The 20,501-nt window shown below is 40.9% G+C and carries 22 protein-coding genes; 13 read left to right on the top strand and 9 right to left on the bottom strand.

What is annotated here, in order from left to right; translation table 11 throughout:
- The first annotated feature begins 169 nt into the window (after positions 1-169).
- On the top strand, positions 170-544 hold the full coding sequence (locus tag NST09_RS17915; RefSeq protein WP_008345523.1) for a nuclear transport factor 2 family protein: 375 nt from the start codon (positions 170-172) through the stop codon (positions 542-544).
- Positions 545-570: 26 nt separating this feature from the next.
- On the opposite strand, the gene NST09_RS17910 is transcribed toward NST09_RS17915, so the two are convergent.
- From NST09_RS17910 to NST09_RS17895, 4 genes are all read right to left on the bottom strand, one after another.
- Positions 571-918 carry a DUF4288 domain-containing protein gene (locus NST09_RS17910; RefSeq protein WP_342493172.1) on the bottom strand — a complete coding sequence of 116 codons (348 nt, stop codon included), beginning with the start codon at positions 916-918 and terminating at the stop codon, positions 571-573.
- 285 nt (positions 919-1,203) lie between these two features.
- Positions 1,204-2,742, bottom strand: coding sequence for a cation acetate symporter (locus NST09_RS17905; protein ID WP_017360150.1), 1,539 nt, complete (start codon positions 2,740-2,742; stop codon positions 1,204-1,206).
- Entirely contained in the window at positions 2,739-3,053 is a 315-nt protein-coding gene (locus NST09_RS17900; RefSeq protein ID WP_025208191.1) for a DUF485 domain-containing protein, read from the bottom strand. The genes NST09_RS17905 and NST09_RS17900 overlap by 4 nt, the downstream gene beginning before the upstream one ends.
- Positions 3,054-3,388: 335 nt before the next feature.
- Positions 3,389-4,060, bottom strand: coding sequence for a hypothetical protein (locus tag NST09_RS17895; protein ID WP_048001151.1), 672 nt, complete (start codon positions 4,058-4,060; stop codon positions 3,389-3,391).
- 736 nt (positions 4,061-4,796) lie between these two features.
- On the opposite strand from NST09_RS17895, the gene NST09_RS17890 reads away from it, so the two are divergent.
- Both NST09_RS17890 and NST09_RS17885 read left to right on the top strand, forming a co-directional pair.
- Complete coding sequence (locus NST09_RS17890; protein ID WP_046344747.1) at positions 4,797-5,924, top strand: RapH N-terminal domain-containing protein; 1,128 nt, start codon at positions 4,797-4,799, stop codon at positions 5,922-5,924.
- Positions 5,914-6,198, top strand: coding sequence for a hypothetical protein (locus NST09_RS17885; RefSeq protein ID WP_342493171.1), 285 nt, complete (start codon positions 5,914-5,916; stop codon positions 6,196-6,198). The genes NST09_RS17890 and NST09_RS17885 overlap by 11 nt, the downstream gene beginning before the upstream one ends.
- A gap of 341 nt (positions 6,199-6,539) precedes the next feature.
- On the opposite strand, the gene NST09_RS17880 is transcribed toward NST09_RS17885, so the two are convergent.
- From NST09_RS17880 to NST09_RS17870, 3 genes are all read right to left on the bottom strand, one after another.
- A complete protein-coding gene (locus tag NST09_RS17880) occupies positions 6,540-7,208 on the bottom strand; it encodes a glycosyltransferase family protein (RefSeq protein ID WP_144716441.1) in 669 nt (222 codons plus the stop codon).
- On the bottom strand, positions 7,201-7,890 hold the full coding sequence (locus NST09_RS17875) for a class I SAM-dependent methyltransferase (protein ID WP_057078891.1): 690 nt from the start codon (positions 7,888-7,890) through the stop codon (positions 7,201-7,203). Before NST09_RS17875 ends, NST09_RS17880 begins: the two co-directional genes overlap by 8 nt.
- Positions 7,891-8,188: 298 nt before the next feature.
- The gene (locus tag NST09_RS17870) at positions 8,189-8,329 is read right to left on the bottom strand and encodes an anti-repressor SinI family protein (protein ID WP_008345506.1); all 141 of its coding nucleotides are present in this window, start codon (positions 8,327-8,329) and stop codon (positions 8,189-8,191) included.
- 458 nt (positions 8,330-8,787) lie between these two features.
- Between NST09_RS17870 and NST09_RS17865 the strand changes: the two genes are divergently transcribed.
- Together NST09_RS17865 and NST09_RS17860 are read left to right on the top strand one after the other, a co-directional pair.
- On the top strand, positions 8,788-9,171 hold the full coding sequence (locus NST09_RS17865) for a GtrA family protein (protein WP_024719496.1): 384 nt from the start codon (positions 8,788-8,790) through the stop codon (positions 9,169-9,171).
- 26 nt (positions 9,172-9,197) lie between these two features.
- Positions 9,198-9,455 carry a hypothetical protein gene (locus NST09_RS17860; RefSeq protein ID WP_008345502.1) on the top strand — a complete coding sequence of 86 codons (258 nt, stop codon included), beginning with the start codon at positions 9,198-9,200 and terminating at the stop codon, positions 9,453-9,455.
- 34 nt (positions 9,456-9,489) lie between these two features.
- Here NST09_RS17860 and NST09_RS17855 read toward each other — a convergent pair whose 3' ends face one another.
- The gene (locus NST09_RS17855; RefSeq protein WP_007497828.1) at positions 9,490-10,335 is read right to left on the bottom strand and encodes an AraC family transcriptional regulator; all 846 of its coding nucleotides are present in this window, start codon (positions 10,333-10,335) and stop codon (positions 9,490-9,492) included.
- A 175-nt stretch (positions 10,336-10,510) separates the two neighbouring features.
- Here NST09_RS17855 and NST09_RS17850 point away from each other — a divergent pair, with 175 nt between their 5' ends.
- The 8 genes from NST09_RS17850 (at position 10,511) to qoxD (ending at position 19,783) form a co-directional block, all read left to right on the top strand.
- Positions 10,511-11,695: a galactokinase gene (locus tag NST09_RS17850; protein WP_342493170.1), complete on the top strand. Its 1,185-nt coding sequence runs from the start codon at positions 10,511-10,513 to the stop codon at positions 11,693-11,695.
- Positions 11,695-12,687, top strand: a complete 993-nt coding sequence (galE, locus tag NST09_RS17845; protein ID WP_017368288.1) for a UDP-glucose 4-epimerase GalE — start codon at positions 11,695-11,697, stop codon at positions 12,685-12,687. Before NST09_RS17850 ends, galE begins: the two co-directional genes overlap by 1 nt.
- A 31-nt stretch (positions 12,688-12,718) precedes the next feature.
- Complete coding sequence (galT, locus tag NST09_RS17840) at positions 12,719-14,239, top strand: UDP-glucose--hexose-1-phosphate uridylyltransferase (protein WP_052320534.1); 1,521 nt, start codon at positions 12,719-12,721, stop codon at positions 14,237-14,239.
- A 7-nt stretch (positions 14,240-14,246) separates the two neighbouring features.
- A complete protein-coding gene (locus tag NST09_RS17835; protein WP_017368286.1) occupies positions 14,247-15,329 on the top strand; it encodes an aminopeptidase P family protein in 1,083 nt (360 codons plus the stop codon).
- Between the two features lie 512 nt (positions 15,330-15,841).
- Positions 15,842-16,798, top strand: coding sequence for a cytochrome aa3 quinol oxidase subunit II (qoxA, locus tag NST09_RS17830; protein ID WP_089374137.1), 957 nt, complete (start codon positions 15,842-15,844; stop codon positions 16,796-16,798).
- Between the two features lie 27 nt (positions 16,799-16,825).
- Positions 16,826-18,784, top strand: coding sequence for a cytochrome aa3 quinol oxidase subunit I (gene qoxB, locus NST09_RS17825; RefSeq protein ID WP_008345496.1), 1,959 nt, complete (start codon positions 16,826-16,828; stop codon positions 18,782-18,784).
- Positions 18,784-19,401 carry a cytochrome aa3 quinol oxidase subunit III gene (gene qoxC / locus NST09_RS17820; RefSeq protein WP_007497820.1) on the top strand — a complete coding sequence of 206 codons (618 nt, stop codon included), beginning with the start codon at positions 18,784-18,786 and terminating at the stop codon, positions 19,399-19,401. Before qoxB ends, qoxC begins: the two co-directional genes overlap by 1 nt.
- Position 19,402: 1 nt before the next feature.
- Positions 19,403-19,783 carry a cytochrome aa3 quinol oxidase subunit IV gene (qoxD, locus tag NST09_RS17815; protein ID WP_007497818.1) on the top strand — a complete coding sequence of 127 codons (381 nt, stop codon included), beginning with the start codon at positions 19,403-19,405 and terminating at the stop codon, positions 19,781-19,783.
- Positions 19,784-19,860: 77 nt separating this feature from the next.
- Here qoxD and NST09_RS17810 read toward each other — a convergent pair whose 3' ends face one another.
- Positions 19,861-20,124, bottom strand: a complete 264-nt coding sequence (locus tag NST09_RS17810) for a spore morphogenesis/germination protein YwcE (protein WP_008345491.1) — start codon at positions 20,122-20,124, stop codon at positions 19,861-19,863.
- Between the last annotated feature and the right edge of the window lie 377 nt (positions 20,125-20,501).

Below are 20,501 nucleotides of genomic sequence, written 5' to 3'. Positions count from 1 at the left end.
AGGGCTAAAATAAAGTTCATTTTAGCCCTTTGTCAACAATCTGAGACATGGATTAACTCATCCATATCTTTTCTTATCTACGTGAAAAATAGACAGTAGAGATACAATTGTGTACAATCTAATTGTTCGATTGTTTTCGAAATGACAGGTAAATAAAGGAGAATGAATCATGGAAGTGCTCGATACGTATTTTCGTCGATATGATGAAGCGGGAAAAGGGCAAGAGCAAATGAATGAATTGTTGGCATTGTTTTCAGATGATGTCATGATTGTCTTAAATGGTGCTGAAAAGCCTGGCATCCAAGCGTTCACACAGTTTTTGAACACATTTTTCCACGTACATGAAGACATTAAGCATATGTGGGATGGCTGGGTGAAACGTGAAGATGGGAAGTATGAAACAAACTGGGCTGTTTGCGGAAAGTTAACAGACGGTCGTGTATATACAGCAGAAGGCATTGATATTGCGGAGCTGGATGATCAAGGAAAGATCGTTTATTTAGAAAACGTCCCGAAAAACCCAGAGTTATTCCAGCGATATTAAGAAGCCGGCAGAGCAGCCGGCTTTTTTTATTTGTCTAACGAATAAGCGTCAATCGCTTCTTTAGCAGATGTTTCTTGATCAAAAAGAAGATATCGGCTGTACACTTCGCTTAAATGTAGGGGACTTTCGTCTAAGTTTTCAACTAGCTCAAAGATATCTAGTACGGCTGCTAGTTTTGTGGTTGTTTGTCCATGATCTCCATTTTCAAATGTCTCATCTGGAAAATGGTCTTTGACGATTTGTTTCACTTTTCGATTGTTTTTTGCTCTCACTAAAATGATTCGTTCCTCAAAGATTTTATCCGGTCTCACCTTTGGTGAGGAGCTAGATTCAAATAATAATTTTGCTGAGTACAATTTATGAATATGTTTCACTTCTTCCTTGTGGGGTGAATTTCCAGTATGTGTTTAAAATGATAACATAGGAATAACAAGAGAAGTCTATGGGGGTAATAGGGTTGAAAAGAATCATTGATAACAGAGGAGAAGTTCATGAAATTCTGCTGATCGTCATCACATGCTGTTCGTTGATCACGTTGAGGAAATTTGACAAGTTAGAAAGATATAAAGAGAGATTAAAAGGCCAATTTATCCCATATTGAGTACAGTTTTGAAATAGCAAGCACTGAAAAAGCCGGCAGAGCAGCCGGCTTTTTCTCATCAATCTGTATCCATATGCATACCTGTGTGTGCTTTTACCTGAATTTCTGTAAAGGTGTCTTCATCTGCTTTTTCAGAGGAGAAAATGGTGCCTAAGTAAGCCGCAAGGAATCCGAGCGGGATCGAGATAATCCCAGGGTTCGATAGTGGGATAAGCGGTTCTCCTGTGAAAATGGCTGCCCCTGATGGGTCCCAGACGCTTGGGCTGAGTGACACGATCAGGAGTGCGCTCAGAAGGCCTGTTAAGCTTCCTGCGATAGCACCTGTTGAGTTAAATCGTTTCCAAAAGACAGTGAAGATAATCAACGGTAAATTCGCACTTGCTGCCACTGCGAAGGCAAGTGATACAAGAAAAGCGACGTTTAAAGATTGCGCAAATAATGCAAGAATGATGGAAAGGATGGCCACGCCGATAGAAGCAAAGCGTGCCGCCTTCACCTGTTCACGTTCACTCGCTTTTCCTTTGCGGATAATCTGGCTATAAAAGTCATGAGCAAAGGCAGACGCGGCGGATAAAACGAGACCGGTGACCACTGCCAGTATAGTCGCAAAGGCAATAGCGGAAACAAAGGCAAATAATAAATCTCCCCCCAGTGCCTGTGCAAGCAGTGGCGCTGCCATGTTTCCTGCTGCATCGGCTGCCGTAATTGCATCTGTTCCGACAAAAGCAGCGGCACCGAAGCCGAGGAAAACCGTCATTAAATAAAAAATCCCGATGATCCACGTAGCAGATAGAACAGATTTACGCGCAGAAATGGCATCCTTTACCGTATAAAAACGGATCAAAATATGCGGCAAACCTGCTGTTCCTAGCACAAGGGCAAGGTTCAGAGACAGGGTCTCTAAAGGCACATCATATTTATTTCCCGGGTGAAGAAATGCCCCACCAAGCGGGGTCGCTGTTTTCATCTGCTCAAACATCTTCAGCAGGCTAAAATCAAACTTGGCAAACACAAGCAGCGAAATAATCAGCGTGCCCAGCATGAGAAGCACAGCTTTCGTGATCTGTACCCAGCTGGTTGCGATCATGCCGCCAAACACGACATAAATGGTCATCAAGACACCTACGATCAGCACCGCAATCCAGTAATCAATGCCAAGAAGCAGTTTGATTAATGCACCTGCCCCAACAAGCTGTGCAATCATATAAAAAGTGGAAACCGTGATGGTGTTAAAAGCAGCCACGCCTCGAATAGCAGGGCGTTTGAATCGTGCAGCAATCATATCAGCCATCGTATATTTTCCTAGATTTCGAAGCGGTTCAGCCACGACATAAAGGACGACAAGATACGCTACAAGAAAACCAATACTATAGAAAAAGCCGTCAAATCCATTTAAGGCGATCATGCCGGCGATCCCTAAAAATGAAGCAGCAGACATATAGTCCCCGGCAATGGCAAGACCGTTCTGAAACCCAGTCAGACCGCCGCCTGCGGTGTAAAAATCACTCGCATTGCTTGTTTTTTTCGCAGCAAAATACGTGATGACCAATGTGAGCCCTACGATCGCTATGAATAAAATAAAAGCGGTCATACTCATTCGTCATCACCTCTAGATTCAGTTTTTAAAGCGCTTACATATTTGTCGAACTGAGCTGCTTTTTTTGCATAAAGCCCACATAAAACCCATGTCATCACAAATTGCGTGAGGGCAAATAACCAAGCCCACGTGATCGCTCCAATTGCTGGCGTGTTCAAAAAGGTGAAGTAGGATGTAGCAACCGGAAGTGAAAAGTAAAAGAGAAAAAAGAAAATCGTCATCGGTACGATAAATCTGCGTTTTTCCTCAAGAAGTTTTCGAAAATCCTTTGAAGCGGCAACCTTCTTATAATGAACGTTTTTGTCTGCCATTGTTTCCTCCTTTGTACGAATTAGGGACAAGGTACTCCAATGCATATGAGACGATCTGGTTGTTTATGACAGTATATCATAAAAAAGGCACCCGAAAAGGGTGTTTAGCCTGATCAATTGTGGATATATATATTGGGAAAATGAAAATAAACACAAGAAGCTGGAAATCAAATATAAGATCAAAGAAAAAAACTCTATGATATCCATTGTCACATGGTCTGTAGATTCGATTTAGCAAATGAAACATTTGAGGTCATAATGCGTTGGCATATTAATATCAAGAATTACATTACATAAACATGTAGAGAAGCAGGCTGATGGAGCCTGCTTCTCTTTTAATATTTTTTCCCAAGACGTGTCGTATGTGAAACTGTTTTAACATGCTTTTTACGCTTGGAATCTTTGTAGACAGATAAGACAAATTTGTTGTTCCAGTATCCATTTTTCGGGCTGTAGTATGTTTTGAATGTGTAATGAAAGACTTTTTGACCGGTTGATCCTGAAGCTGTAGTTACTGTTGTAGCGAGTATGGCTATTACTTTTAGTGTCAAGACTGCGCCAGCTACAGCACCGGTCCCTGTCGGTAATGCCAAAATTGTTGTTGTCACAAGAACGACAATAGCAAGAGTAACGTTGAATTTGTTTTTATAGGTTTTTACAAGTCTCCATTGATAATCTTTGTTTGATTTTGTGTTAAATTCGCCGTCTTCACTTAATAATTCTGGTCCAGCTTCTTTAAATTCTTTAATGTCTACTAGTTCATTGTTGATACGAAGTTCTTCTGTTGCCCGATCAAAAGAGACGGTATCTATTTGTTCACCATTATCAATCGTTATTGTTTGAGTGCTGCCTTTAACTACAGAATTGAAAGTATGTAGTTTGCCTTCAATTTCAGTTTGATAAGATTCTTTAATTCCTTGAGGTTCTAGGGTTACTGCGGCTACGGTTTGTAATGGAACTGTTAAAAATAGCGTCATGCCTAAAAGCCCGATTATGAACTTTTTCATTTTGGATATTTCCCCCTTGTTTTTTGTGCAATAATAAATATATGGATAAAAAATGCTTTTCTTTTAAAAAAAGTTAATTGAGGAGTGATTGATGTGTTTTGGAATTGGGTAGTAGGCATGATCGGGATAATCATAGGGGCTTGTATCTTTGCAACGGAGTTCGAAGATGCTACTTTCTTCACTCGCTTTATTTTCAAGCTTATTGCGATTTTACTTCTTGTGTTTTCAGTGGCTTTTATTAAGTGGCGGCGTAAAAAAATACAACAGCATAATAATTCATAGTACTCCCTCCTTTTTTGACATGTTTTCATCCTATCATTGATCGGTTTGAATTTGGGAATTAATTGGAAAATTTCTTTTTGGGTTGCGGTGACCGCAATTTAGGTTCTTTTATATGGGAGGCGAATGTATGATGACGGTAATATCAGTATTGATGATGTATAAAGTTATTTTTGCTGTTGTTTTTTTTTTATTAAGTGTCCCATTCATCAATATGGTCATTACTGGATAATAAAGAACAGGCTGAAGAGCCTGTTTTTTGTTACTTAAAATACATGGCGCCTATTTCAAAAACACCACTGCGATTAAGTATAAAAACCGATATGTCTTGTGCCCTATTTGCTTAAAAAGTGCTTGCGCTATGCCGAAAATTTTACAAATCAATGGATAAATAGGGTTTTATTAGGAGTTGTTATGCTAACATTTATTAAAAATTGGTTTTCTAGGGGGATTGTAAATGGCTTCTATACCGTCTCCAGTTGTAGCGATCAAGATAAATGAATGGTATAAGCAAATAAAAAGATTCAATGTTAAAGAGGCTCAGAAGCTAAGAGAAGAGGTTAGAAAAGAAATCGATGTCATGGAAGAAGATGAACAGGCGGTTCTTTATTTTCAGTTGATGGAGTTCCGTCATCAATTGATGACAGACTATGTGCAGCCTTCTAAAGAACCACTTGAAAAATCGGATTACTTGAAAGCTGTAGAAGGACAAGGAAAGAAGATGTCAGCCATCCTTGAATACTATTTTAATTTTTTTCAAGGGATGTATGAATTCAAAAAAGGAGAGTTTATTAGAGCTATTGTGTTCTATAAGCGCGCGGAAAAGCGCCTAGAGCAAGTAGGGGATGAGTTAGAGAGAGCGGAATTTTATTATAAATTATCAGAAGTGTTTTATCACATGAAACAGACACACGTGTCTATGTATTACGTTGGTCTTTCTTATGATACTTATAAGGCACATAAGAGCAATTCTCTTTATATGATTCGAGAAATTAATTGTCTAACTGTTATGGCAGGTAATTTCATTGATTTTGAATGCAGAGAAAAGGCGCTTCCTCATTTATTGTCAGCTTTAGAAAAATCTAAGGCAATGTCTAATAAGCCAATGATTGTGAAGTCATTATTTAATATTGGGTGTTGTTATAAAGGAGTAGGTGATTTTAATAGGGCATTAGCTTATTTTAATCAGGTGATTCTAGAAGGAGAGCCTATTAATGCTACAGAGTTGCTTTTGGTTTATTATGAATTATCGTTATTTCATTTGAGTCAAAAGGAATTTATTGAGGGTGAAAGATTTTTCAAAAGAGGCTTGGAAGAAGCGAAGAATAGAAAAAATGATCTATTTTTATCGTTACTGATGGTATTGGACATTTTATTTTTAAAAACAGCAAACCTAAGTGAAGTCTTGAGCTCATTGGAAAAATTAGAGAATGAGAGGGGTTATCCATACATGGAAGACCTAGCGCTCGAAGCGGCTCGGTACTATAATGAGAATGGGCGTATGGATGAATCTGTAAAAATGTATGAAAAAGTGATGTACGCCCGAAAACAAATCCAAAGGGGCGACTGTTCATATGAATTTTAAAACGGTTCTTACTGGTTTTTTGAGTGCTTCGGCATTGCTAGGTGTGATCTCATTATCATCTGTCGATTTTGATGTGAATTCAAGAAATGCTACTTCTCCAGAATCCACTGATCTGACTGTAAGAAATGTTACAGGCAGTAGCGTTACTACTGAGGATTTTCCTCTTATAACTTTATCTCAACAAGATAACGATTTTGCTGTGAGGAACGGAACCCGTTCTAGTGAAAATCCTGATGTTCGTTTTGGAACCCGTGATTCTAGATTATCTACTTGATGAATCAAACAGTTCTTTAGGGTCTGTCAGGCTGTCGAGAAAATCTCGACAGCCTAATTGTCCCCATTAAAACTTACATCTCTCCATTTTATAATAGAGAAAAGCATATACAATAACGGATCGAAAAGGTAATTGGTTCTACAAATCAGATCCGAAAGCATGTTCTCCTTGTCCTTTTCTTGAAAGCTGTACAAGATCTCAAAAGCATCAAAAGGCCATTTCAAGACATGTGTGGAAGGCCTTTTCATTCATTCTCACCTAACATCATGACGTGGAAAATAAAAAAGAATGTAGAAAAACATGAGTTTCTCTACATTCTGGGCACCCGAAAAGGGTGCTTTCTATCGATAATTTGCAAGAAATGTTTGTCTTGCTTTTTCATATGCTTCTGCATCAAAATGATCTCCGCATTTGTGAATACACCAGGGCTCTTCTTGCCTTGCAATACCGATCTCATATCCTTGCTGAGCGAATTCAAAAGACTGTGACACATCATAAAAATGAAACCCGTCTAAGAGGTCCTCACGCCACTTGATATCATATTGTGTTGCCATAAAAAGACCGTCAATAGCAGAAGCTTTGATATAACCTTGGGGCTCTGTCTGTGGATGACCAGATTCAAACGTCAGTAGCTGATAGGTGTCGTGCCGATATTCAATGACTTTCCCTCTGCAATCATGGCTCTCCCACCAGATTCCATTGTCTGGCACACTTTCTGCACCTATTACCCCAAGCATGCCAAGTGACGGATTTTGCAAGAAAAGTGGAATCAGCTCGAGAAGCATATGCTGTTTGACGATGAGTGTATCTTGATGAAGATAAATTTTAAACTGTGCAGGATGAGCGAGAGCTTCATTGTATGCAGAGGCCATACTTGATGCATGTCTAATGGGCAAAACCTCTACATGATACCCGTGCGGAGCAGGAAGTGAAGCGAGCTGCCGGAAGCAAGCTTGAAACATCGACTCATCATTTACACATAAAACAAATAAGATGGTGGGGCTACTCATTGAGTTGAACCGCCTCAACCACGTATTGATAGGCTGTCGCTGCCTCGTTAAAATCAAAACGGATGCCATGTTTTACGAGTAATTCATGTAGATCATTCATGACGCCCGTATAGGAAGGGTGTTGTACACGAATGGTTTCAAGCTCACGAACATGAAACCCGGCTGACTGAAAGAGGGCATGAATTTCGTGAAGGGTAAAGAAGCGTAAATGTGTTTGATCCATTAATCCTGCATCTGTATAAGAGAATCTCCCAGCCAGTAATTCTAAAACCGTTGAAATATGACCAATATTCGGAATGGAAGACAAGATGACCCCTTCCTTTTTCAGAAAAGGTTTGACCTTTTTTAAAACGGCCCAAGGGTCCAATAAATGTTCAAGAACATCTCCGAAAATGATGCAGTCAAATTGTTCATGCTGATAAGGCAGCGCCATCTGTTCAATATTGCCGCATAAAACATGATTCAGCGCTTTCTCAGCCTGCTTTGCCGCATCTTCAAAAGATTCAATTCCATATATGGTACGGTCTTGTTGTTTTAAGACTTTCCCAAGCTGACCTGTGCCGCATCCGATATCCAAGATAGACGTCCATTCCTTGCGAATACGATGGACAATCACAGGGTTCACACCGTGATAATATTGATCCTTCTTTTGATGATAATAAGATAGGGAATCTGAACTCACGCGCCACCCACCTTTCTTCTTTCTTGTGTCTTATGCTTAATATATGGGTGGGGAGCTTGGTTTTATAACGAAAATGGGCAATTTTCATGAATGACAGCTAAAAAGGGGTCATATAAAGAACAGGGAACGGACTGTCCTCCTAAAAATAGAAAGACAGAACCCCATTGAGTGGAAGGGATTGGTATGATGAGGTGTTCAATTATTGTAGCGTATCGTCATGAAAGGATGTTTAAAAGGTCAATTGACAGGTTAGAACTTTAGCCAAAGCAATCTGAAAGACAAAGGATAACGGCGTTGATTACGGTTTGTTTATCATCTTCTGATCACCGTTGGATGTTAAAAAAGCTTGTATTTCCTCGATGCCTAGTCCAATTTTTTTCGCTTCTTGAATCAAATAAACCCACTCTTCGTCAACTCTTCTTTTCACTTGCGTATCCATAATATCCTCCAGTTCAATAAGACATATTCATCTGCAACCAATGACTTGAACAAACCGTCTAGTAACTGTACGTGTGTGTGAATGGAGTACAAAAATAGATTTTTGTCGAAAAATGATGACATTTAACCTATTTTGTAAAATCTATCACCTACCACGTCCCTAAAAAAATGACTAAAAAACCCATAAATATTGAATTCTTACTTCTCATAATAAACAATTGTAAAGTCAGTTAAAAGATTATAAATTAAAATAATGATAAAGACCTAAATCATTTGACTCATATAAACCCATAAGGTTGACATATGCCATCAGCGAGAACAAATTTCATCTTTACAGGACGCACATATTGTTCGTTTGGGAAGTTCTTCTTAAGATGGTATTCTAAAAGAAACAGAATTCACCAAGAAGGAATGAAGAAAGACATGTATAGCCTTTTTCAAAAGTATCAAGAAGTTGTCATGTATCTGATCATGGGTGTGTGTACAACCATTGTCAACATAGTCAGCTTCTATTTATTCGTTGAGATGTTTTCTATGGATTACAAAACAGCAACGGTTGTTTCATGGGTATTTGCTGTGCTCTTTGCTTATATCACCAATAAGAAGTATGTCTTCAAGCAAAAGGCTCGTGACACAAAAAGCCTGATGCGTGAGCTTTCTTCATTTTTTAGTGTCCGTCTCATGTCTCTAGGTGTAGATCTGGGGCTGATGATTTTATTTGTGAGCCAAATGGCGCTCAACGAAACCGTCGCAAAAATTCTTGTTAACTTTGTGATTGTCGTGGTCAATTATGTCGCCAGTAAATGGTTCGTCTTCAAGAAAACAAAAGAAGATGCGATTTAACACATGAAAAAGATAGGTGATGTGAAATGAGCAGCAGGCCAGACGAATTATATGATGCCATATATCAACAAACAGAAAAGCAGCATGAACAAGTGTTGAGGCTAGTCAAAGAAATGACCGCACATCCAGAAGCATTTTCTGAACAAGAAAAGGAAAAGATCAACCGGATGGACATTGCGCTTCAAACAGCAACGGACATTTTAGAAAATTTAATGACCCCTGATACGCAAATGACCATTGTTTTAAGACAAGGGAGAATTCGTGTTGACCTGACGAAAGCGTAAAAGAAGCAGCCAATTGAAAAGCGGCTGCTTTTTATTATGCATCGCTTGTTTCCCGGAGTTGCTTTGGAGACATGCCGATTTTCTTTCGAAAGACTTTATTCAAGTAATTCGCGTTTCGGTAGCCGCACTGTATGGCGATTTCTTCAATCGAGTATTTCGTTGTTTTCAGTAACGTTTCCGCCTTTTCTAAACGAATATTGGTTAAATAATGAATCGGTGTGAAGCCAGTTGCCTTTTTGAATTCCCTCGTAAAATGACTTTTGGATAAACGTGCCGCAGCTGCCATATCGTCAGGCCCAATCTCCTCGTGAAAATGGTGGCTTGCAAATAAGGCCGCTTGGACGATGGGCTCAGGCCATTTCTCCATTTGTCCCTCAAGCTTTGGCAAATATGAATACAGTTCCATGACAAATTGATAAGCAAGGCTAGACCCCTCAAATGGATTGGTAATCCGTCTTTCACTGGCTTCATCATAAATCTTCTTTAGCAGGCGGATCGGTTTGGAATTCGGATGAAAACGCATGACCTGCTTTCCTTGATCGATAAATTGATCAAAGCAAAGGTCACAGGCTTCCCCATAAAGTGTTAAATAGAGAAATTCCCAATGTTCACTGTCTTCTGGAAAATAGTATTGATAAGCACTGGGGCTTTTCACCAGAAAGGCCTGTCCAGGCAATACTTTGAATCGTTTCTGTCCGATTTCAATCATGCCGTGTCCAGACAGTGTGAGCTGAAAGATGCACTTGCCCTGATCCTTCCGCTCTACGCCATTCCAGCTGTATAACGAAGATGATTGAACTTCCCAGCCAACAGACCAGATTTGGGCCGGCAATGTCACATCAGAATGGTGAAAACGAAATGCAAATGCTTCCTTCTTCAAATTGGAAACCCTCCTTCACAGCAAAAAACAACCTTTTTCTATTTTGAATCATGTTACACCTCATATCACATCGTACCATTCACAGCAAAAAAAGGGTATTTTTTAACGATTTTTTTACCATTGAACTTCAGCTGACGGGGCAACTAAAATAAGATTATCAGAAGAGAAAAGGGGAATGGATATGATCGACACATTAAGAGCAGCATTTCACCAGCAATTTGGAGATCAGGAAGAACTCCGCTATTTTTTCGCCCCAGGCAGAGTCAATCTGATTGGTGAACACACAGATTATAATGGGGGCCATGTCTTTCCATGTGCACTCACCCTTGGTACATATGCTGCGGGAGCAAGACGATCAGATGGACGCGTCAGAATGTATTCCTTGAATTTTGAAGAAGAAGGTGTGAAAGAGTTCGACCTTTTTGAAATCGCTTTCTCAGAATCAGACGGCTGGGCGAATTATCCGAAGGGAGTATTCCAACAGTTTATCGAAGCAGGCATGGATGTGAAAGAAGGCTTTGATATTGTGTATGCTGGCAATATTCCAAATGGCGCAGGTCTGTCATCTTCTGCCTCTATTGAGCTCGTCACGGCTGTCTTGATCAATGAATGGTCGTCATTCGGCGTAACGCAAATAGACCTAGCCCTTCTTGCGCAGCGTGCTGAAAATGAGTTTATTGGCGTGAACTGCGGCATTATGGATCAATTTTCAATTAGTCTTGGAAAAAAAGGTCACGCTATTTTGCTCAATTGTGACACGCTTTCCTTTGAATACAGCCCATTTCGGCAAGAGGGTCTGGCACTTGTCATTGCCAATACAAATAAAAAACGAACACTTGCAGATTCCAAATACAATGAACGCCGTTCAGAATGTCAATCTGCTTTAAACGATCTTAGAAAAGAATTAGATATCGGTCATTTATGTGAGCTCACGGAGGATGAATTCGCTAAGCATGATCATTTGATACAAGATGAAACGTGTAGAAGACGTGCAAGACATGCCATCACGGAAAACGAGAGGACCATGAAAGCAGTAAATTTTCTGAAAGATGATAAAATGGAAGAACTAGGTGCACTCATGAAGGCATCTCACCTTTCTTTAAAGAATGATTATGAAGTCACTGGGCTTGAGCTAGATGCACTGGCTGAAGCCGCATGGCAACATCCAGGGACGATTGGTTCGCGTATGACAGGTGCTGGCTTTGGGGGCTGTACCGTCAGCATTGTGAAAGAAGAGCTGCTGGACTCATTTATAGAAGAAACAGGTGCGATTTATCAAGAAAAAACAGGCATTCAAGCCTCTTTTTACACAGCTGGAATTGGAGGCGGCGCTAGAGAATTAACGAAGGAGGAATTTTGATGGCAATTTTAGTATGTGGGGGAGCAGGTTTTATTGGCAGTCATGCGGTAGCGGCTCTTTTGGCTAAAGGAGAACAAGTAGTAATTGTGGATAATTTGCAGACAGGTCATAAAGAGGCAGTCGTAAAGGGTGCCGTATTAGAAGAGGGAGATTTAAGGGATCATGCTTTTTTAAGACGGGTTTTTCAAACGCATGACATAGAAGCGGTCATGCACTTTGCGGCAGATTCACTTGTTGGAGAAAGTGTAACAGACCCGCTGAAGTACTATGACAACAATGTCGGAGGGGCAACGGCTTTACTTCAGGTGATGAATGAATTTGATGTGAAACGCATTGTATTCTCTTCAACTGCTGCGACATATGGTGAACCAAAGCGTGTACCGATCGTTGAAACGGATGAGACGAACCCAACAAATCCTTATGGGGAAACAAAGCTCGCGATTGAGAAAATGCTGAAGTGGTCTGAGCAGGCATATGGTATTGAATATGTTGTGCTTCGTTATTTTAATGTAGCCGGTGCTCATACAGAAGGGATTGTCGGGGAAGATCATCAGCCAGAAACGCATTTAATCCCAATTATTTTGCAAGTGGCATTAGGAAAACGTGATCAAATCATGATTTACGGTGAGGATTATGAAACAGAGGATGGCACATGCATTAGAGACTACATTCATGTCATGGATTTAGTAGAGGCGCACATTCTAGCGGTTGAGCGTCTGCGTGAAGGAAAAGGAAGTGCGACGTACAACTTAGGGAACGGCACAGGCTTCTCTGTGAAGCAGGTCGTAGAAGCTGCAAGAGAAGTGACGGGGCATGCCATTCCAGCACAGGTGGCAGAAAGACGTGCGGGTGATCCAGCTAAGCTGATTGCTTCATCAGAAAAAGCGCTGAAAGAACTAGGATGGAAGCCGCAATATGCAGATCTCCACACCATCATTCAAAGTGCATGGGATTGGTTTCAGAAACATCCAGATGGCTATCAAAGTGAGTAACGTGTAGCAGGCAGGGGAGGAGACAAAGGGAATGGCGATTGATATTTTTGAAAAGCTAGAACAGCTGATTCAATATGGGGTTAATAAAGAGCTGATATCACCACTAGATATGGATTATACAAGGAACCGGCTGCTAGAGGTGCTTGGTCTCGATGATGCTGAGGCAAGAACAGTCTCAGGAGACAGCGACCTTGAAGACATCTTAATGCCGATGCTCGATTGGGCAGTTGAAACAGGTCTTATTCCTGACGGGACAGATACGTATCGTGATTTATTAGATGCCAAAATCATGGGCTGCTTGGTGGCGCCTCCGAGTGTCATCTATGCAAAGTTTGAAGAGAAACGCAAGCATTGCGGACCAAAGGCAGCGACAAGCTGGTTTTATGAAATGCAGCAGCATGCCCACTATATTCATACAGGCAGAATCGCCAAAAATGTGCAGTGGTTTACACCGACAGAAGATGGTGAGCTTGAGATCACGATTAATCTATCGAAACCGGAAAAGGACCCAAAAGCGATCGCTGAAGCCAAACAGCTTAGTCAAAAGCAATATCCTCTTTGTCTCCTTTGTAAAGAAAACGTTGGGTTTGGGGGACGCATCAATCACCCAGCAAGACAGAATCACCGGATTATTCCGGTAACACTTACAAATGAGTCGTGGTTTATGCAATTCTCGCCGTATGTGTATTACAACGAACATTGTATTGTGTTCAAGGGCGAGCATGAACCAATGCAGATATCTAAAAAGACCTTCGAGCGTCTGCTTTCCTTCATATCGATATATCCGCACTATTTCATAGGATCAAATGCTGATCTTCCCATTGTTGGAGGCAGCATATTAAGTCATGACCACTTTCAAGGTGGTGCTCATGAATTTCCGATGGCGAAAGCAAAGATGGAAGAAGTGTTTTCTCTCGAAAAGTTTCCGAGGGTGAAGGCGGGTATTGTGAAATGGCCGATGTCAGTGATCAGGCTTCAAAGCAGCGACCAGCAGACGCTTGCGGAGGCAGCAGATTTTATATTACATGAGTGGAAAATGTATTCAGATCCAGAAGCGGGGCTGTTCTCACATACAGGAGAGACCCCGCACAATACCATTACACCGATCGCACGCCGCCATGGGGATGAGTACGAATTAGATCTCGTGCTACGAAATAATCGTACAGACAAGCAGCACCCAGGCGGAATCTTCCATCCGCACAAAGAAGTTCATCATATTAAAAAAGAGAATATCGGATTAATCGAAGTCATGGGTCTCGCCGTGCTTCCTGGAAGATTAGCAGAGGAATTAAGCCAGCTAAAAGCGGCGCTGCTATCCAAAAACCCTCTTGAAGAAATCAAAGCCTGTCCGCCTATCATGAAGCACGAGTCATGGGCAGAGCGTCTGATCGAAGAGAATACCTTTACGAAGGACAACGTAGAAGCCATTTTACAAAAAGAGATCGGCCTCATTTTTTCTCGTATACTCGCGCAGGCGGGTGTGTTTAAAAGAACAGAGCAAGGGAAAACAGCATTTAAACGTTTCATTCAAACACTCCATACAGGCAGGTGATGAGTTGATGATTGAACAGGTAAGAACTTTAATGGAAGAAAAGCAACTTGACGGTGTTCTGATTCAAAAGCGTAATAACTTTTCTTGGCTGACTGGAGGAAGAAGAAATCACATTGTGTTAAACACGCCAGAGGGCGTTTGTCAGCTACTTGTGTTGAAAGACGATATTGTCCTAGTTGTGAATCAAATGGAAGAAAAACGAATCATTGAAGAAGAAATGGCGTATTTTGACCATCCCTTTCAAGTCGTCACAATGGATTGGTTTGAGGATGAGACTCCTTACATTCAAACACTCATAAAAGACAAACGAATTGGTGCGGACATTCAAATGGAAGGAGTGGAATGGATCGAACCCGATTTGTCTCGTGTTCGATCCATCCTTTCAGCGCCACAGCTCAGCCAATATGAAACCCTTTGTCATGACACAGCTGTTATTGTAGAAAGTGTCTGTCAAGAAATCGTTCCAGGACAGACGGAGCATGAAATTGCTTCGCTTGTTGCTCAAAGAGCGATCGGGCAGGGGATGACGATAGAAGTGCTGCTTGTGGCAACAGATGACCGGATTCATCAATATCGCCATCCGATCCCAACAGAAAAAGCACTTCAAAAGCATGCACTGGTTGTCCTTTGTGCTGAACGGCATGGACTCGTGGCAAATGTCACAAGATCCGTTTACTTTGGACAGCTACCAAAGGAGCTTGAAGAAAACAAGGAAAGGCTTGCGCGAATTGACACGGTCATGAATGCGGCCACTCGTCCAGGGAACACCATTGGAGATGTATTGAAGGCAGGCATTGCTCAATATGAAAAAGAAGGATTTCCTGATAGCTGGAAAAAGCTTCACCAAGGAGGGAAGACTGGATTTGTGTCTAGAGAGATCATTGCAGTTCCTTCATCCGTGGAAGAGATCCAGCTTCATCAAGTATTCACTTGGAATCCTTCCTTACCAGGATTGAAATCAGAAGATACGATGGTCGTTGAGAAAGAAGGAAATCGCTTTTTAACCTATACAGGCAAGTGGACGTATATAGACATAGAACATGAAGGAAGCATCTATAGACGACCAGACATTTTGGTGAGAGACGAATAATGAGAAGCCGGCGATGAGCCGGTTTTTTGCTGGAAGTCTTTAGTGAGTTTCCACTCATTTATCACCATTACCAATCATTACAGCGCATAGGCGGAGGATCGATACTTTCTTTTCTTGTCGACTTGCGTTAAAATGAGTAAGGTTTTTGTTAAATATGGGATACCTATTTCAGAATTGTTTACCTAGATAAAATTTCATAAAGTTAAATTGAAATTTGACCAAACTTTTTTATTGTGGTAAACCTAAATTTGACAAAGTTCTTGATTGTATGTCCTTTGCCTTCAACTCTCAACTTTTCAAAATCCTAGAAATTTATTGTGTGTGCAATAATATAAATTTATGGCGAATTTATGACATTTCAATAGAAATCTGTTGAAAAATAAATGAACTTTTGAAAAAAGGGGAGCTAACTCCAACAGATTTTGATAGCATTACAAAGGGAAGAAAAGTTTTCGAAGGCAGATGGCTTTTCACAATTATTCAGCAATTTATACATTATTTAAGGAAGGATGGTGATCTTCTTGTTCAGAGCCATTAAACCTATGCTTTTATTAGCGATGCTCGTGAGTGTTTTTGTATTAGGAGGTTGCAGCAATATCGCTGTTTTAGATCCTAAAGGACCAGTCGCAGCACAACAAAAAGACTTAATCCTATTATCTATTGGATTCATGCTCTTTATCGTTGGTGCGGTATTTGTACTGTTTACCATCATTTTGGTTAAATACCGTGAGCGTAAGGACGTTGGAAACGCCTCTTATAACCCAGAACTACACGGGAATACGCTTCTAGAAGTTGTCTGGACAGTGATCCCAATATTAATCGTTGCTGCCCTTTCAGTTCCAACTGTAAAAACCATTTACTCTTTGGAAGAGGCGCCTCAAGCAACAAGTCATAAAGATCCACTTGTCGTTTATGCTACAGCAGTTGATTGGAAATGGATCTTCAGCTATCCAGAGGAAAATATTGAAACAGTGAACTACTTAAACATTCCAAAAGATCAGCCGGTTTTATTCAAAATCACTTCCGCTGATACAATGGCATCACTATGGATTCCTCAGCTAGGCGGGGAGAAGTATGCGATGGCTGGAATGGAAATGGAACAATATCTTCAAGCTGATGAAGTAGGCACATATGAAGGAAGAAACGCCAACTTCACAGGCGAAGGCTTTGCTCAGCAAAAATTCAAAGTCAATGCGATGACGCAGTCTGACTATGATAAATGGGTAAATAAAACGAAAAAAGAAGCACCAAAGTTAACGAAGAAAACGTATGACTACTTGATGCTTCCTGATGCTGCAGATGTGCAGACATTCTCATCAACACATTTATCTTTTGCGAAGCACGGAGAGGATTCTGAATATGCACTCCAAGCACGCAAACGTTTAGGTTACCAATCAGTTTCTCCGCATTCCAAGACAGATCCTTTCGAGAATGTGAAGAACTATAAAAGAAAATTAGAAAACGAATAAACTGACTAAGGAAAGGAGGAGGCCGTTATGCATTTAAAATGGGATGAGTTTTTTGTAACTGGAGACCCATTAATTCTTGGTGCGCAAATTTCTATCGCTCTTACTTCCATTGCCATTGTGTTTGTTTTAACCTACTTCAAAAAGTGGAAATGGCTCTGGAAAGAATGGCTGACATCAGTTGATCATAAAAAGCTTGGAATCATGTATATCCTTGCTGCTGTGATTATGTTCTTCCGCGGTGGGGTAGACGGACTGATGATGCGCGCGCAGCTGGCGCTTCCTAATAATACGTTTTTAGATTCAAACCACTATAATGAAATTTTCACAACGCATGGTACGATCATGATTTTATTCATGGCGATGCCATTCTTAATTGGTTTAATCAACGTCGTGGTTCCTCTTCAAATTGGTGCACGTGACGTTGCATTCCCGTATTTGAACAACTTGAGCTTCTGGACATTTATGGTCGGAGCAATGCTGTTCAACATTTCCTTCGTTATTGGAGGATCACCAAGTGCAGGCTGGACGAGTTACATGCCGCTCGCCGGAAATGATTTCTCACCAGGACCTGGACAGAACTACTACTTGCTCGGGCTCCAAATTGCAGGTATTGGTACACTAATGACAGGTATTAACTTCATGGTGACCATCCTAAAAATGCGTACCAAAGGTATGACGCTTATGCGTATGCCGATGTTTACATGGACAACATTGATCACGTCTGTCATTATCGTTTTCGCATTCCCTGTTTTAACAGTTGCTTTAGCACTTATGACATTCGATCGTTTATTCGGTTCAGCATTCTTTACACTCGAAGCGGGCGGTATGCCAATGCTTTGGGCGAACCTTTTCTGGATTTGGGGACATCCTGAGGTATATATCGTTATCCTGCCGGCTTTCGGTATTTTCTCAGAAATCTTTGCGACGTTCTCAAGAAAGCAGTTGTTTGGTTACAAAGCGATGGTTGTATCGATTGTGGCAATCTCTGTTCTTAGTTTCCTTGTGTGGGTTCACCACTTCTTTACAATGGGGAACAGTGCAGCGGTTAACTCATTCTTCTCGATTACAACAATGGCGATTTCTGTACCAACAGGTGTGAAAATCTTTAACTGGCTCTTTACAATGTATCGAGGCCGTATCAGTTTTACATCCCCAATGCTTTGGGCACTTGGTTTCATCCCGAACTTCGTAATCGGTGGTGTGACTGGGGTTATGCTTGCGATGGCAGCTGCGGATTACCAGTACCATAACACGTACTTCTTAGTATCCCACTTCCACTATGTATTAATCGCAGGTACTGTATTTGCTTGTTTTGCAGGTCTTGTTTTCTGGTATCCGAAAATGTTTGGTTACAAGTTAAACGAACGAATCGGCAAATGGTTCTTCTGGGTATTCATGATCGGATTTAACATCTGTTTCTTCCCGCAGTACTTCTTAGGACTGCAAGGAATGCCAAGACGTATTTATACGTATGGACCAGAAGATGGCTGGACTGCACTAAACTTTATTTCAACAATTGGTGCATTCATGATGGGTATCGGATTTATCATCCTTTGCTATAACATTTACTACAGCTGGAGACATGCGAAACGTGAAGTGTCTGGAGACAGCTGGGGAGAAGGACGTACGCTTGACTGGGCGACATCTTCTGCAATTCCGCCGCATTATAACTTTGCAGCACTTCCAGAAGTGACGTCACCAGATGCATTCCATCATTGGAAGCAAAACAATGTAGACGTTCATCCTGAAAAAGAATTCAAGAAAATTCACATGCCGCACAATTCAGGCAGACCGCTTATCATGTCTGCATTCTTCGGACTTGGTGCATTCGGTCTTGTATTTGAATGGTACTGGATTGGCGTTATCGGCTTAATCGGTGTATTCGCAACAATGATTTTACGTTCATTTGAATATGACGATGGCTACTATATTCCTGTTGAAGAAGTGATTGAAACAGAGAAAAAGAATAAGGAGGCGCAGAAGTAATGGGACATAATGATAGCAGCTATGCAAATGCACCGCTTGAATATCAGTCTGAAACAGGACGTTTAAACATCCTTGGTTTCTGGATATTCCTTGGCGCGGAAATCGTGTTATTCTCAACACTTTTTGCGACCTACTTTGTTCTTCATGGCAGAACAGCTGGCGGCGTTTTGCCAGCTGAGCTATTTGATATGAAGCTTGTATTGATCATGACATTCCTGCTATTGGTGAGTTCATTTACATGCGGGATTGCCGTTCATGAAATGCGCCGTGGAAGTACAAAAGGGGTTGTCATTTGGACGATTCTGACACTGCTTCTAGGTGCAGGCTTCGTTGGTTTTGAGATTTTCGAATTCTTCCATTATGTACATGAGGGTGCGAGCATCCATACAAGTGCATACTGGTCTGCATTCTTTGTTCTTTTAGGAACTCACGGATTACACGTATCCATTGGTATCTTCTGGATTACGGGCGTCTTGTTCCAAATTAAAAAACGTGGATTAACACCACAAACAGCAGCGAAGATCTTTATCTCAAGTCTATACTGGCATTTCCTTGATGTTGTATGGATTTTCATCTTCACAGCTGTGTACTTGATCGGATTAGGGGGGCTTTTGTGATATGGCTGGAAAAACACATTCCTCAGCAGAGCACGAACACTTCCCTTGGAAACACGTAGTCGGCTTCATTCTCTCCATTGTGCTAACCATCTTAGCATTCTGGATTGCCATCGGAGCTGAAATTGGCAGTTCCGCAAAACTATGGATTATCTTTGGTTTTGCCTTCATTCAAGCATTCTTGCAGCTGTTCATGTTCATGCACATGACAGAGAGTGAGAACGGGACTGTTCAAGTCGGAAATACTTTGTTTGGTCTGTTCTGTGCGATCATTTTCGTCATCGGGTCTGTTTGGATCTTCGCGGCTCACTACAGCCATGGAGAGAACAGCAAAGACGGTTATTCACCATCTGCGCCAAAGCAGTCTGAGCATTCAGAGAAATAATAAAAAACCACTCATCTTTCATAGGTGAGTGGTTTTTATGCTGATTGTGATAACGCTTCCAATTGATGATGCGATATCTATCTGCTGCTGAATCTTTTGCGAATGAATGGAAGTCCATAGATGAGGAAAGCTGCAATGTGAGCCAGAATCACGTTAATGGCAAAGAATGCGATCATGAAGGTATGTCCTGCTGGAGATAAACTGCTTGTCATGTAAAGACCGAAGAAAATCCACATAATCATGATGGGTGGAATAGATGCTAATGCAATCTTTCTGTTTTCCAACCATAAAAACAGGGGTGTAGCTGTTGCAATACATAGGTACGCAAAGAACATATCCATCGTATCCAACTCCTTTGTAAGTTGATGTTCAATTCAAATGAGAGGTCAGGATGCAATTGTGTCTGTTTTTAGGAGATATTGTGAACATTTTGTTACAAATATTATACCACAATTGACTTTGAAGTAAACTCAATAATTGGAAAATGGGCCTTATTCCGCAGAAATTGTTTTTTTCTTATACCTCAGTTAAGCTTATGCTGGCAAGATGTGCACCTTTCATATCGCCACATAAGTCATTGAATTTTCCCCTTAAAATCTGTAAAATAATCTTTTTAAAGGACTTATGATCGGTTGTCATGATAGAGTGGAAAGGAATTTTTTCCTATTGTTAGGATGAAAAGTATTTCATTTTTTGAAATTAGAATGGAACCTTTCAG

This window comes from Bacillus sp. FSL W7-1346, from assembly GCF_038593335.1.
GTDB lineage: Bacteria > Bacillota > Bacilli > Bacillales > Bacillaceae > Bacillus > Bacillus altitudinis.
This window is presented reverse-complemented; position numbering and strand designations above follow the sequence as displayed.